General features: G+C 56.2%; 13 protein-coding genes. 12 read left to right on the top strand and 1 reads right to left on the bottom strand.

Annotated elements, in window-relative coordinates:
* Position 1: 1 nt before the first annotated feature.
* From J1782_RS24485 to J1782_RS24430, 12 genes are all read left to right on the top strand, one after another.
* Complete coding sequence (locus J1782_RS24485; protein WP_152326067.1) at positions 2-946, top strand: ABC transporter permease; 945 nt, start codon at positions 2-4, stop codon at positions 944-946.
* Between the two features lies 1 nt (position 947).
* A complete protein-coding gene (locus J1782_RS24480) occupies positions 948-1,823 on the top strand; it encodes an ABC transporter permease (RefSeq protein WP_217154081.1) in 876 nt (291 codons plus the stop codon).
* Positions 1,824-1,846: 23 nt separating this feature from the next.
* Positions 1,847-3,454, top strand: coding sequence for a gamma-glutamyltransferase family protein (locus J1782_RS24475; RefSeq protein WP_217154080.1), 1,608 nt, complete (start codon positions 1,847-1,849; stop codon positions 3,452-3,454).
* Positions 3,455-3,960: 506 nt separating this feature from the next.
* On the top strand, positions 3,961-4,875 hold the full coding sequence (locus tag J1782_RS24470; RefSeq protein ID WP_217154079.1) for a dihydrodipicolinate synthase family protein: 915 nt from the start codon (positions 3,961-3,963) through the stop codon (positions 4,873-4,875).
* A gap of 130 nt (positions 4,876-5,005) precedes the next feature.
* A complete protein-coding gene (gene fhuF, locus J1782_RS24465) occupies positions 5,006-5,770 on the top strand; it encodes a siderophore-iron reductase FhuF (RefSeq protein WP_152326064.1) in 765 nt (254 codons plus the stop codon).
* 116 nt (positions 5,771-5,886) lie between these two features.
* A complete protein-coding gene (locus J1782_RS24460) occupies positions 5,887-6,225 on the top strand; it encodes a hypothetical protein (RefSeq protein WP_104922154.1) in 339 nt (112 codons plus the stop codon).
* Between the two features lie 211 nt (positions 6,226-6,436).
* On the top strand, positions 6,437-7,756 hold the full coding sequence (locus J1782_RS24455) for an MFS transporter (RefSeq protein WP_217154189.1): 1,320 nt from the start codon (positions 6,437-6,439) through the stop codon (positions 7,754-7,756).
* 3 nt (positions 7,757-7,759) lie between these two features.
* Positions 7,760-8,608 (top strand): MurR/RpiR family transcriptional regulator, encoded by an 849-nt coding sequence (locus tag J1782_RS24450; RefSeq protein ID WP_217154078.1) that lies wholly within the window; start codon positions 7,760-7,762, stop codon positions 8,606-8,608.
* Between the two features lie 74 nt (positions 8,609-8,682).
* Complete coding sequence (locus J1782_RS24445) at positions 8,683-9,783, top strand: iron-containing alcohol dehydrogenase family protein (RefSeq protein WP_217154077.1); 1,101 nt, start codon at positions 8,683-8,685, stop codon at positions 9,781-9,783.
* A 188-nt stretch (positions 9,784-9,971) separates the two neighbouring features.
* Positions 9,972-11,390: a cytochrome ubiquinol oxidase subunit I gene (locus tag J1782_RS24440; protein WP_217154076.1), complete on the top strand. Its 1,419-nt coding sequence runs from the start codon at positions 9,972-9,974 to the stop codon at positions 11,388-11,390.
* Between the two features lie 2 nt (positions 11,391-11,392).
* A complete protein-coding gene (cydB, locus tag J1782_RS24435) occupies positions 11,393-12,400 on the top strand; it encodes a cytochrome d ubiquinol oxidase subunit II (RefSeq protein WP_217154075.1) in 1,008 nt (335 codons plus the stop codon).
* A gap of 36 nt (positions 12,401-12,436) precedes the next feature.
* Positions 12,437-12,583: a DUF2474 domain-containing protein gene (locus tag J1782_RS24430; RefSeq protein ID WP_152326361.1), complete on the top strand. Its 147-nt coding sequence runs from the start codon at positions 12,437-12,439 to the stop codon at positions 12,581-12,583.
* A 96-nt stretch (positions 12,584-12,679) separates the two neighbouring features.
* Here the strand turns inward: J1782_RS24430 and J1782_RS24425 are convergent, their stop codons facing one another.
* Positions 12,680-13,591: a cation diffusion facilitator family transporter gene (locus tag J1782_RS24425; protein ID WP_152326058.1), complete on the bottom strand. Its 912-nt coding sequence runs from the start codon at positions 13,589-13,591 to the stop codon at positions 12,680-12,682.
* Positions 13,592-13,845 lie beyond the last annotated feature (254 nt).

The raw sequence follows: 13,845 nt of genomic DNA, 5'->3' as shown, positions 1-13,845 counted from the left end.
GATGTTAGAACTGGTGGTTAAAAGGCTGATATCAGCCGTACCGACGCTGTTTCTGGTCACGCTAATGGTTTTTTCGATGCAGAAATTACTGCCGGGCGACCCGATCACAGCGATGGCGGGCGAGGAACGTGATCCGGCGGTCATTGCCCAGCTGCGCGAGCAATACCATCTCAACGATCCGATCCCCAGCCAGTATTTCCACTGGGTTGGCAACGCGCTTCGCGGTGACTTTGGCACGTCGCTGCGCACGCAGGAACCGGTGTTGCAGCTGATTGCCAGCAAACTGCCGGTGACACTGGAACTGTCGATGCTGGCGATGATTGTCGCGCTGATCATTGGCATCACGATGGGCGTGCTGGCGGCGGTCAATAAAGGCACCTGGATTGATAACGGCACCAACTTTCTGGCGCTGTCGGGGATTTCGATCCCCCATTTCTGGCTGGGGGTGCTGCTGATTATGTTCTTCTCGGTCAAGCTGCACTGGCTTCCGGCGTCCGGTTATGTGCCGTTCTCGGAAGACCCGCTGCAAAACCTGAAAACCATGCTGCTGCCTGCGGCGGTGCTCGGCACAGGGCTTTCCGCCACGCTGATGCGTCATACCCGCGCGGCGATGATTACGGTTCTGAAAGCGGATTACATCCGGACGGCGCGCGCCAAAGGGTTGTTGCCGAAAAAAGTCATCATGAAACACGCACTGCGTAATGCGCTGGTGCCGATCATTACGCTGACGACATTGCTGTTCGGCGAACTGCTGGGCGGCGCGGTGCTCAGCGAACAGGTTTTCACCATTCCCGGCTTCGGCAAGATGATTGTTGATTCCGTTTTTAACCGTGATTACGCGGTGGTTCAGGGTGTGGTGATGGTCGTGGCGGTCGGTTTTCTGCTGATGAATCTGCTGGCCGACGTGCTGTATGTTCTGGTTAATCCACGTATGCGGAGAGCCTGAAATGAGTGTTTCCGTTATTCCCGTGACAACGTCACTCAACACCCGCGAGCCAAACCGCGTTCTGCGTAAGTTTTTGCGCAATAAAAGCGCGGTCATCGGCGCGATCCTTGTGCTGACGTTCGCTTTGCTGGCACTTCTGGCACCGTGGATATCACCGTTTGATCCGATAAAAGCCAATTTCATGGAGGTGCGAAAAGCGCCTTCCGCCCTGCACTGGCTGGGCACCGACGAACTGGGGCGCGATATTTTGTCGCGTCTGTTCTGGGGCGCTCGCACGTCGCTGATGGCCGGTTGCGTGTCGGTGATTATCGCGATTGTGATTGGCGTTCCGCTGGGGTTGATTGCCGGTTACTGGCAGGGCTGGCTGGACGGGATTATTTCCCGCGTGGTTGAGGCGCTGCTCTCCTGTCCGTTTCTGGTGCTGGCGATTGCGCTCGGCGCATTTCTCGGGCCAAGTCTGGGGAATGCGATGATTGCCATCGGGCTATCTGCGATGCCGATTTTTGCCCGTCTGACACGCGCGCAGGTCATGAGCATCCGCAATGAAGAATACATCGAAGGCGCGCGGGCGATTGGCCTGCCAGACCGCTGGATTTTACTGAAATATGTGCTGCCCAACGTGCTGTCGCCAATTCTGGTGCAGGCCACGCTGGCGGTGGCGTCGGCCATCATTACCGAAGCCAGCCTGTCGTTTCTCGGGCTGGGGCAGCAACCGCCGGACGCCTCGTGGGGCGCGATGCTTAATACCGCGCGCAGCTTCCTCGAACAGTCGCCGTGGATGTCGATTTTCCCCGGTCTGGCGATTTTTATGACGGTACAAGGTTTTAATTTGCTGGGTGACGGGCTGCGTGATGCGCTCGATCCCCGCTCTGAATAACGCGTTTTCTAAAAGGAATAATGATGTCTGAGAATTACGATTTTAACGCCGCTTATCCTACCCTGCGCCCGACGATGATGGGGGCCAATGCGGTCTGCGCCTCCCAGCCGCTGGCAGCACAGGCCGGGATGAAAATGCTGATGCTCGGCGGAAACGCGGCCGATGCGGCCATCGCCACCGCCATCGCGCTGACCGTGCTGGAACCCAGCGGTAACGGCGTGGGCAGCGACGCTTTTGCGATTATCTGGGACGGTAAAAAAGCTCACGGCCTGAATGCATCGGGCCGCTCACCGGCGGCGTGGACGCCGGAGTATTTCGCCTCTAAAGGCTATGAAGCCGTGCCGACCTATGGCTGGGACGCCGTCACCGTGCCGGGCGCGGTTTCCGGCTGGGTGGCGCTGGCAAAACGTTTTGGCACCCTGCCGCTGACCACGCTGGCACAACCGGCGATCGATTACGCCCGTAACGGTTTTCCGGTATCGCCGCTGATTGGCCGCCTGTGGGAAATAGCGGTGAAAAAACTGCACAATCAGCCGGGTTTTATGGAATGTTTCGCGCCGGAAGGTCGTGCCCCAAAAATCGGCGAAATCTTCCGTAATCCTCAGCTGGCCGATACGCTGGAGCTGATCGCCAAAACCGAAGGCGAAGCGTTCTACCGCGGCGAGCTGGCCGATAAAATGATCGCCCACAGCCGGGAATTTGGCGGTGCGATAACCCACGATGACCTGGCGAATCACAAAGCCGACTGGGTGGAAACCCTGCAACAATCGTTCGCAGGCGGTTCGGTTCACGAACTGCCGCCAAACGGTCAGGGTATCGCCACGCTGATTGCATTGGGCATTCTCGGTAAGCTTAACATCGGCGATAAACCGGTGGATTCCGTCGAAACCACGCATCTGTGCATCGAAGCAATGAAACTGGCGCTGGCCGATTTGGATCAGCACGTCACCGATAACGACCACATGCAGTTCGACCCGCAACTGTTCCTGAACGATGCGTATCTGGAAGAACGTGCGCGCCTGATTGACCGCACGAAAGCCAGCGACGTGACCTACGGCGCACCGCGTCCGGGGGGCACGGTTTACCTCACCACCGCCGATTCCAGCGGCATGATGGTATCGTTTATTCAATCCAACTACATGGGTTTCGGTTCCGGCGTTGTCGTACCGGGAACCGGCATCAGTATGCAAAATCGTGGCTGCGGCTTTACGCTCGATCAGCAGCACGCCAACTGCGTCGCGCCGAATAAACGCACGCTGCACACCATTATTCCGGCGTTTGCGCAGGACGGCGAAGGCAAACCGCTGATGTCCTTCGGCCTGATGGGCGGCCCGATGCAGGCGCAGGGACATCTGCAACTGGCGCTGCGAATTATGCTGTACAAGCAAAATCCGCAGGCCGCCATCGATGCGCCGCGCTGGCGGATTAACGGTGGCCGTCAGGTCGCGATGGAAGCCACGTATGACCACAATACGCTGGCCGCGCTGCGGGCGATGGGGCATGAGCTGATTGTCGAAGATCCGCTTGGCGGCCATTCGTTCGGCGGCGCACAAGTGATTGTGGTGAATCCGGCAGGCGGGTATCTGGCCGGGACGGAATCCCGCAAAGACGGTCAGGCGCTGGTGATGTAGTTTTGGATCTACCTTGTTCCTCCCCCTGCAAAGGGGGATGTTCAGACCGGACACATCATGAACGCAAGCGACTGCCTGTGCGGCAGTGAACTTTTAATCGGCATTTATCAGCTGCATTTGCTATTTCTAAGCTGCCTGTGCGGCAGTGAACTGTTAGGTTTCGGGGTTTAGACTCTGAACTGCAAAAGATTATTCCTCTTTGGGAAGAAATACCCTCTTTTTTTGATGCAATAAGTGATTCATTGAAATCAATACGTTAGCGAAAGTGCGAAAAAGAGGGTCATTTCGGAGATGGCATTGATACCCCACTTTCCTTAGCGGAGAGCGGAGCCGAACGGGCTTTTTTGCTCCTCCCACTTCGCAGGGGAGTTAACTCCCTCTTTGTGACTCCCCTTCCAAATCTTCGCTAAAACGATGTAATTCGATCCCATCGCTATAAAAATTTGAAACGCCGTTCTATAAATGGAGTGTTGAGTACTTTGCACTTTCATATGGAGAACGAATATATGACCCGTCCACTGTTTCATGGCGTGATCCCACCGGTCGCAACAATCCTGAATGAAAACGAACAGCTTGACCGTCAGGGTATGGCGCGCCTGATTGATTTTGCGATTGAAGGCGGCGTAAACGGCCTGTTTTTCCTCGGCAGCGCGGGAGAATTTGCGCATATGTCCCGCGAACTGCGGCATGAAGTCGCCGAATTTTGCACCAGACACGTTGCCGGACGCGTGCCGGTGCTGATCGGAGCTGCACATCCCGGCACGGCGGAAACGCTGGCGTTCGCACAACACGCTAAAAGCGTCGGGGCGGACGGCGTGGTGGTGGTGAATCCCTATTACAATCCGCTGACCGAAGAAGCGCTGTATCTGCATTACCGCACCCTTGCTGAAAACGCGGGTCTGCCGGTGATTCTGTATAACTATCCGGCGCTGACAGGTCAGCCGATTCCCGTCAGTCTGATTAAACGCCTGGCGCTGGATTGCCCGAACATCGTCGGACTGAAAGACACCGTCGACAGTCTCAATCATATTCGCGAAACGATACAGGCCGTGAAACCTGAACGCCCTGATTTCGCGGTATTTTCTGGTTATGACGAATATCTGTTCGGTACGCTAATTCTCGGCGGGGACGGTGCTATTCCCGCCAGCGCCAACTTTGCGCCGTACCTCACTTGCGGAATTTACCGCGCTTTTAAAGAGAAAGATTTCGCCACTGCGGTAGAACTGCAACAGCGGTTATCTTTCCTGCCGTCGCTCTACACGCTGGATACGCCCATTTACAACGTCATCAAATACGCCATCTCGCAGGTCGGTATCGACGTACCTGTTTATTCGCTGAAACCGGCGTTGCCACTGAGTAGTGATAAACAAAAAATTGTGCGTGATATTTTGAAACAAGCCGGCGTCAGTGTCGCCGGTTAAGCCCTCTGCGCCTCCCCCTTCGTAACGGGAGGCGAAAACCCTCAATCTAAATCGAAATCATTACTATTCCGCTTTAATATTCGATACTCTATTCCCATGATTTACAGAGCCGAATGACGTTTATAACGCAATGATGCAAACACTCCTCGACAGTTTCCGCGAAACGCCGGTCAGCTGGGTTGCCGATACTTTCAAACCTATGTCGCCGCTGGTGACGAATGCCGTGCCGATGTCGCACCTCACGACGGCGGAAGGCTGTGCCAGCGTGCTCAAACGCTATCTGGACGCCAATGCGGCCGATGCCGCAAAGTGCGATACCCGCCGCGCACGTATCTCGATGTGGTCACAATGGTATTTCGCTACCCTGCTGCCAAGCTGGGTAATCGTTTCCCTGCGCCACGGCTGGCAGTTACCTATCGCCGCTGAAAATGTCTATCTGTGTATGCAGGAAGAAGGCTTACCGGCGCAGATTTATCTGGATGGCGAAGGCGAAGCGCTGATTTCACAGGAGCCCATGGCGCGGTTTGACGTGATGATCGAGCAGCAGCTGCGCCCGATTTGCGAAGCACTGGCAGAATTCTCCGGGCTGAAACCGGGTATTTACTGGAGCAATGCGGCGATACGCGTTGGCTGGGGCGTGAAACAGGCGGAACTGGTTGATGCTGATATTTCTGACGGTATGACGTTGATGGAATCACGCGAGCTGCGCTACGGCGGCAAAAACCCGTTGTTTCAGCCGATGCGCGCCGAAGACCCTTCCGATCCTGACAGCCCGCAGTATCGCAAACAATGCTGTCTGCGCTACGATCTGGCCGATCACGCCATGTGCCCTTCCTGCCCGTTATTGCTAGCAGAACGCAAATCCGGCAAAAGACGTAAAACTCTCGCGGAGTAATTTGCAAATCTGCCAGCCACTTACAAAAGCTGAATAAACTTAGCGTAAAAAATGATTGGATCTTAGCAGCGGATAATTATATGAATTGGGTTATATAGACCAACGAGGTATTCATCATGACAATGAAAAAACCTAAGAGCTGGCCATCCGCTCTTAACTCGCTGGCCTCAGAGGTGATTGATACTCTGGCGCAACCCGTTAACCGCGTATGGAACACGTTAACCGGCAATCAGCAGCCGCTCAGAGCAAGGATTGTTCATCGTTATGCGATTCCGTCTACCCGCACCATCAGCGTAACGGAAGGGTTCTTCGGATTTATTCCGGTAGAATCTTATGAGAACGAACGTTTTATTCTGGAAGTCGCCTACGCCGACAAACAGTATCAGGTAGAAGTCCCGCGGGCTTATTACCAGAAAAGTAATATCGGCGACGGTATCGATATCCACACGCTGTAACGCCCTCTTCTTTAAACAGGCTGCACCTTCACGGGCGCAGCCTTTTTTTATGCCCTGAACTCTGCCGTTTCTGCCAAAAAATCTGCCTTACCCCACAGATTCCGCTTTTATTTTGTTCAAAACATGAAAATTATTGACATAATAATCACCTGAATTTAGAAAATTATTTACATTCTATTCCCGCCGTTTCTCTCCTTTTATGAGGTTAATGATGACCCGCACCGGACAGCTTTCCCCTGCCTCTGCCAGCCAGTCACGCCGCGCGTTAGTCGCCGGTTCAGTGGGCAACTTTATCGAATGGTACGAATTTGGCGTTTACGGTTATCTGGCGACACTGATCGCCGGTAACTTTTTCACGCTCGAAGGCCAGACCGGCATGACCGGTTTGCTTCTGACGTACGCATCGTTTGCACTGGCCTTTTTCTGCCGCCCGATTGGCGCCATTATCTTTGGCCGCATCGGCGACCGCATTGGCCGTAAGCCCACGCTGATTGCCGTGGTATTACTGATGACCCTCGCCACCGCCATCATCGGTATCCTGCCGACTTACGCACAAATTGGCGTCGCCGCGCCGCTGTTACTGACGCTGATGCGCATGTTCCAGGGCCTGTTTGCAGGCGGTGAATTTGGCGGCGCAGTTTCGCTGATGACAGAGTTCGCCCCGAAAGGCAAACGCGGAATTTACGGCGCGTGGCAGTCTTTCACCGTTTCACTCGGCCTGCTGACCGGCGTGGCGCTGGTGGCCATTCTGGTGCAGTGGCTGCCGGATGCTGAAATGAAAGCCTGGGGCTGGCGCATTCCGTTCCTGCTGGCCCTGCCGATGGGGCTGGTGGCGCTTTACCTGCGCCTTAAACTTGACGAAACACCGACCTTTATTGCCAGCCAGAAACCGGAAAAAAACGCGCCGCGCACGGAGGAAGAAAAAGCCTCAACGCTGGCAACCGCCAAAGCTATCGCGCTGGGGATTGGCCGCATGATGGGCTGGTCGGCGGGCGGTTACACCTTCCTGGTGGTGATGCCGTCGTATCTGCAAACCTCGCTTCACGCCACGTTTTTGCAGGCGCTGGTCGCGACCGTGCTGGCGAACGTCGGTTTCGCGATTGCGATCCTGCCATCGGGCTGGCTGAGTGACAAAATCGGCCGCAAAAAAGTGATGATGATTGCCGTGCTGGCGGTGATTATTCTCAGCTTTCCGCTGCTGCATCTGCTGCAAAACCCGGAAAGCAGCCTGCTGGCAAAAGGCGTCGCCGTGCTGATTGCCGGTGCAACCATCGGCATGATTGCAGGCCCCGGCCCGGCAATGCTGGCTGAAATGTTCCCAACCCGCGTGCGCTATACCGGCCTCGGGCTGTCGTATTCGCTGTCGAACGCCGTGTTCTCCGGCTGCGCCGGACTTATCATCACCGGCCTGATTAAAGAAACCGGGAATCTGGATATTCCGGCGTATTACGTGGTGGCAACCTGCGTGGTCAGCCTGTTTGCGCTGATGACGCTGCGCAAAGACGACCATCTTCGCGAACTGGAAAAATAACCGATGAATTTGCAATCGCGTTTACAGGCTTTGCAGGGCAGCTTTTCACCGGCTGAAAAACGGATCATCACCCTCATTATGCTGAGCCCGCCGGATGTCGCAAAATTGAGCGTAACGGCACTGGCGCAGCTTGCGCAAACCAGTACCGCCACGGTGGTGCGAACCAGCAAACGATTAGGGTTTGAGGGGTACCCCGCGCTGCGGCTGGCGCTGGCGGCAGAATTGCCCCTTGCGCTACCACACGCTGAATCGCCACTGGCGGCAGACATTAATGAAACCGATTCGCCGAAGCAAATCCTGCATAAGCTGCTGGCGTTTGAGGTGGAAGGCGCGACGGCGACGGCGCAGTTGCTGAAAGGCGAAGCGCTGGAAGAAGCCGTTGCGGCGCTGGCTCAGGCGCGGCGGATTGACGTCTACGGCGCAGGCGCATCTTCGCTTGTAGCACAGGATTTTTGCCAGAAACTGCGCCGCATCGGCCTTATCGCCCAGACGTTCGGCAGCACCGATGAAAGCCTGGTGAGCGCCTGTCAGTTAACGGCGGCGGATGTCGCGCTGGCGATTTCCCATTCCGGCGAAACGGCGGGCGTGCTGGACGCCCTGCTGCATGCGAAAAACGCCGGTGCGGCAACGCTCGCCATCACCGCCAATGGCCGGTCACCGCTGGCGCGCAAAGCCGACATTGTGCTGCTCACCAGCAGCCGCGAACTGGGTTTCCGCGCCGCCGCGATGGCGAGCCGCACCAGCCAGTTGCTGATTATCGATTGCCTGTATATCGGCGTCGCGCAGCGTTTACCCGGCGCGCGGGACGCCTTACGCAAAACCCATGACGCCGTGCGCCAGCGCCGCCGCTGATATTCCGGCACTTCACCACGCGCCTTCTATACTTCATAAAACACCCCGTTTTATGCGTTTATCTGAGGGCAGCCATGTTCACCCACCGTTTGGTTTTTCCTGCCAGCGTGCTTCGCGGACGCGGAGCGATTAAACATTTAGGCGCAATGTGCGGACGTCTCGGCCAGCGGACGTTATTGGTCGGCGGTAAACGGGCAATTGCCAGCGTGGAAGCCAAAGTCGCCGATCAGCTCGAACAACAGATGGTCAGTTATCTCGGCAGTGAAATCTTCAACGGCGAATGTTGCCAGCAGGAAATCAACCGGCTGGCGGACGTTTTCCGCACACAGGGCGTTGAAGTGATTATCGCCACCGGCGGCGGAAAGGCGCTGGATACTGCCAAAGCGGCGGGCGTCGCCTGCAATATTCCGGTCGTCACGTTGCCGAGCATCGCGGGCACCTGCTCCGCCGTCACCTCGCTGGCGTTTCGTTATCATGAGGACGGCGAGTTCCGAGACATGGTTCCGCTTCCCTGCGGCCCGGCGGCAGCGGTGATCGACGCTGATTTGCTCGCAGCTTCTCCGCTGCCGTGGCTTTCAGCCGGTATCGGCGACACGCTGGCAAAATGGTACGAATACCGTGCCATCAGTGACCTGACCCGGCTCACCGGCCTTGCCGGTGTTGCGAGAACCAACAGTGAACTTTGCTATACGCTCATCGAACACTTCGCCGCCGACGCCTGCTTCGCGGTGCAGGACGGCAAAGCCAACAACGCGCTCGAACAGGTTCTCGATGCGATTTTCCTCTACGCCGGACTGACGTCCATTATGAGCAACGGCGCACACACCGGCGCATCCCACGCGTTATACGAAGGTTTCACCGCCTGCGCTAAAACCCGCCACGTCGCCCACGGTCTGCTGGTAGGCTACGGGAATCTGTGCCTGCTGGCACTCGAAGGCCGCAGCGATGAAGAGCTGCAAACCGCCTTAGCCCTGGCGCGTGCCAGCGCGATCCCGACGCAGCTTTCACATATCGCGCAGGGCCTGACGGAGCAGGATCTGGCAGTGATTATCGACCGGTGTCTGAGTACGCCGGATATGGCGAACATGCCGGGGGATGTCTGTTTCGCAGATGTGAGGGGGGCGATTGAGAGAGTTGAAGGGCTCGCCGCCCAAACGGGTCTTGGTTTTAAATAACCGAAACTTTCTCAGTCCGCCGACAGCCCCCGCTGCAAGTGAGAAACTGAAATCGTCTTGAACTGCTATTAAAACCACCTCCAGGTCGAAACTGTTATACCTGATTATCATAATACTGTTCCTGTTATACCCACTCCCCTTCATGGTTAAATCCCCTTTCATCATCTGCTATAAAAATAGGTCCTCTCATGTTGGGTTTAGATGCCTTCGAACTGGCGCGTATACAGTTCGCTTTCACCGTTTCTTTCCATATAATTTTCCCCGCCATCACCATCGGGCTGGCCAGTTTTCTGGCGGTGCTTGAAGGGATGTGGCTTAAAACCAAAAAAGAGGAATATCGCGACCTCTATCATTTCTGGTCAAAAATCTTTGCCGTGAATTTCGGCATGGGCGTGGTTTCCGGGCTGGTGATGGCGTATCAGTTCGGGACTAACTGGAGCTTTTTCTCATCATTTGCAGGCAGCATTACCGGCCCCCTGCTGACTTACGAAGTATTGACCGCCTTCTTCCTTGAAGCGGGTTTTCTGGGCGTGATGCTGTTCGGCTGGAACCGTGTCGGCCCCGGTCTGCACTTTTTCGCCACCTGTATGGTCGCGCTCGGCACGCTGATGTCCACGTTCTGGATCCTCGCGTCTAACAGCTGGATGCAGACGCCGCAGGGCTTTGAGATCGTCAACAATCAGGTGGTGCCGGTGGACTGGCTGAAAGTCATTTTCAACCCGTCGTTTCCCTACCGTTTGCTGCATATGACCACCGCCGCATTCCTGTCATCGGCGTTTTTCGTCGGCGCGTCTGCCGCCTGGCATCTGCTTAAAGGGCGCAATACCCCGGCGATGCGCACCATGCTGTCGATGGCAATGTGGATGGCGCTGATCGTTTCTCCGGTTCAGGCGCTGATTGGCGACGCGCACGGGCTGAACACGCTGAAATATCAGCCCGCGAAAATCGCGGCAATTGAAGGCCACTGGGAGAATAAAAACAGCGAGCCGTCGCCGCTGATTCTGTTTGGGTATCCGGATAAGGAACGCGAGGAAACGCGTTATTCGCTGGAAATCCCCTATCTCGGCAGCCTGATCCTCACGCACAGCCTGACGCAGCAAATCCCGGCGCTGAAATCATTCCCGAAAGAAGACCGGCCTGACCCGACCATCGTTTTCTACAGTTTCCGCATTATGGCCGGGCTCGGCATGCTGATGATCGTGCTGGGATTGTGGAGCCTCTGGCTCCGCTGGCGCGGTAATCTTTATGAAAACAGAGCATTTTTGCGGTTTGCATTACTGATGGGGCCGTCTGGTCTGATTGCCCTGCTGGCGGGCTGGTTTACCACTGAAATTGGCCGCCAGCCGTGGGTGGTTTATGGTCTGCTGCGCACGAAAGACGCCGTTTCCAGCCACGGCGAGATGCAGATGAGCATCAGCCTGCTGCTGTTCGTGGTGATTTATTCCTCGGTGTTTGGCGTCGGTTATCTCTACATGATGAAGCTTATCCGCAAAGGGCCGCAGCCGCATGAGGGTCAGAGTCAGGATCACGGCGGACTGGGGCAACATCGCACACCGGCGCGTCCGCTGTCGGCTATTAAAGAACCGCTGAACGACGAAGGAGTCTGAAAATGGGTATCGATCTTCCGCTGATTTGGTTTTTGATCATCGTCTTTGGCGTGATGATGTACGTGGTGATGGACGGCTTTGATCTGGGCATCGGCCTGTTGTTCCCGCTGGTGAAAGCAGAGCATGAGCGCGATGTGATGATGAACACCGTGGCGCCTGTCTGGGACGGTAACGAAACCTGGCTGGTACTCGGCGGTGCGGCGCTGTTTGGCGCGTTTCCTCTGGCGTATTCCGTGGTGCTCGACGCGCTGACTATTCCGCTCACATTAATGCTGTTCGGCCTGATTTTCCGCGGCGTGGCCTTTGAATTTCGCTTCAAAGCCAGTGCGGCAAAGCGCCACGTCTGGGACAAATCGTTTATCGCCGGTTCAGTGCTGGCAACGTTTTGCCAGGGCGTGGTGCTCGGCGCGGTCGTCGGCGGCATTCCGGTGGCTAACCGTGCCTATGCTGGTGGCGCGCTGGACTGGCTGACGCCGTTCAATCTGTTCTGCGGCTTCGGGCTGGTCGTGACCTACGCCCTGCTCGGCTGTACGTGGCTGATTATGAAAACCGAAGGCCGCCTGCAGGAAAGCATGCACCGCTGCGCAAAACCGCTGCTTTTCACCTTTCTGACCGTGCTGGTGATCATCAGCATCTGGACGCCGCTGACGCACGCCGCCATCGCCACGCGCTGGTTCAGTGTGCCGAATCTGTTCTGGTTCCTGCCGGTTCCGGTGCTGGTGTTAGTGGTGGCGTTCTGGATGTTGCGCGCGGTAAACCGTCAGGCACACCACTCGCCGTTCCTGCTGACGCTGGCGCTGATTTTCCTCGGATATACCGGCCTTGAGATCAGCATCTGGCCGAACATTATTCCCCCGTCCGTCTCCCTCTGGGAGGCGTCCGCTCCGCCGCAAAGTCAGGGATTCATGCTGGTCGGCGCGCTGTTTATTATCCCAATTATTCTGGTTTATACCTTCTGGAGCTATTACGTGTTCAGAGGGAAAGTGACGCCGGAACAGGGCTATCACTGAGATACGGAGGAGTAAATGAAGAAGCTCATCAGGGAAATGGATGATGAAACCGTTATCCGTCAGCCTTTCTGGAAACGCGTCGGCTGGATGGCGACTATCTGGCTGGGCAGCGTACTGGCGCTGTTTGTTGTCGCCTCGGTGTTTAAATTGCTGATGGCCGCGGCGGGAATGCGCACGCACTGATTTATTGACGTTTATTAACACCAAACAAAAAACCTCCGTCAAATTTGGCGGAGGTTTTCTTTATTGCAGATAACGACAGCGGATAACGACAGCCAGTCAGCGCAGCAGGTTATCGAGACGATCGTCGTCGATGCCGTCCGGCTCAAGGTGCGCCGTCACATCGGCAAACTTGAACAATTTGCCCACCGCCATTTCGGCCGCGTCGCCGATATCGTGCCCGATATCCACGCTCAGGTTGCCGTCAACTTCCACATGGAACTCCACAAAAACGCGGTCGCCGCCGTTACGGGTGCGGATATCATGCACGCCTTTCACGCCGGTCACGCTCAGCACAGCTTCTTTGACGCGTTTACGGTCATCGGCGCTCAGCTCCCGGTCCAGCAACTGCGTCAGCGCATCCGCCGCCATGCCGCGTGCATTCCAGATCATATAGAAAGAAATCAGCAACGCGCCGATGGAGTCAGAACGCGTCCAGCCAAAATAGCGTTCGAAAATCAGCGCCAGCAGCACGGCGATATTCACCGCAACGTCGGTGATGTAATGCGCGCGATCAGCGGCAATCGCCGTGGAACCGGTGCGCTTCACCACGTACGTTTGCATCAGCACCAGGCCGGTCGCCGCCACACAGCTGATGATAATGACCCAGATCCCCAGCCCGAGTTGCGCCAGCGGCGCCGGGTTAATAATGCGTCCGATGGATTCCCCGCCGAGCACCAGCCCGGCTGCACCCAGCAACAACGCCTGAACAAAAGCGGCGACGGCTTCGGCTTTGCCGTGCCCGTAACGGTGCCCTTTGTCGGCAGGACGCAGCGCGTAACGCACGCCAATCAGCGTCACCATGGACGCCAGCACATCGACCAGCCCGTCTGCTGCCGACGTCAGCAAAGCAATAGAGCCCGTCGCCACCCACGCCCAGACTTTGATGCACACCAGCACCAGCGCCACGCAGACAGAAACCAGAGAAGCGATACGCGTCAGCCCTTTATAGGAAGGGGCCGGGCGACTCATGAATGGCTCCGGACAAGCCGGTTTTTTTGAGAATTATTCACAGGAATTCCTGAAGCAGAGGATCAACTAAATTTGATAAATACAAATACCAGTCCGGCATTATAACCCATTTTCATTTTTTAAGACCTTCCCTATGGTTTGGATCTTCGTGCCCTGACTAAGGTTTATTGACCTATATTTACTTGCATTTACATCAATACAATCTAGCTTAAAACAAGATTTCTTTGTTCCGGCGCGCGGTCGCCGATAACCAG

This window comes from Rahnella sp. BCC 1045 (assembly GCF_019049615.1).
GTDB classification, from domain to species: Bacteria; Pseudomonadota; Gammaproteobacteria; order Enterobacterales; family Enterobacteriaceae; genus Rahnella; species Rahnella contaminans.
The sequence above is the reverse complement of the archived record's forward strand: the minus strand, read 5'-3'. Positions and strand labels throughout refer to the sequence as shown.

Coding starts and splice junctions, on each gene's coding strand:
- J1782_RS24485 (WP_152326067.1), top strand. CDS start 2: ATGTTAGAACTGGTGGTTAAAAGGCTGATATCAGCCGTACCGACGCTG.
- J1782_RS24480 (WP_217154081.1), top strand. CDS start 948: ATGAGTGTTTCCGTTATTCCCGTGACAACGTCACTCAACACCCGCGAG.
- J1782_RS24475 (WP_217154080.1), top strand. CDS start 1,847: ATGTCTGAGAATTACGATTTTAACGCCGCTTATCCTACCCTGCGCCCG.
- J1782_RS24470 (WP_217154079.1), top strand. CDS start 3,961: ATGACCCGTCCACTGTTTCATGGCGTGATCCCACCGGTCGCAACAATC.
- fhuF (WP_152326064.1), top strand. CDS start 5,006: ATGATGCAAACACTCCTCGACAGTTTCCGCGAAACGCCGGTCAGCTGG.
- J1782_RS24460 (WP_104922154.1), top strand. CDS start 5,887: ATGACAATGAAAAAACCTAAGAGCTGGCCATCCGCTCTTAACTCGCTG.
- J1782_RS24455 (WP_217154189.1), top strand. CDS start 6,437: ATGACCCGCACCGGACAGCTTTCCCCTGCCTCTGCCAGCCAGTCACGC.
- J1782_RS24450 (WP_217154078.1), top strand. CDS start 7,760: ATGAATTTGCAATCGCGTTTACAGGCTTTGCAGGGCAGCTTTTCACCG.
- J1782_RS24445 (WP_217154077.1), top strand. CDS start 8,683: ATGTTCACCCACCGTTTGGTTTTTCCTGCCAGCGTGCTTCGCGGACGC.
- J1782_RS24440 (WP_217154076.1), top strand. CDS start 9,972: ATGTTGGGTTTAGATGCCTTCGAACTGGCGCGTATACAGTTCGCTTTC.
- cydB (WP_217154075.1), top strand. CDS start 11,393: ATGGGTATCGATCTTCCGCTGATTTGGTTTTTGATCATCGTCTTTGGC.
- J1782_RS24430 (WP_152326361.1), top strand. CDS start 12,437: ATGGATGATGAAACCGTTATCCGTCAGCCTTTCTGGAAACGCGTCGGC.
- J1782_RS24425 (WP_152326058.1), bottom strand. CDS start 13,591: ATGAGTCGCCCGGCCCCTTCCTATAAAGGGCTGACGCGTATCGCTTCT.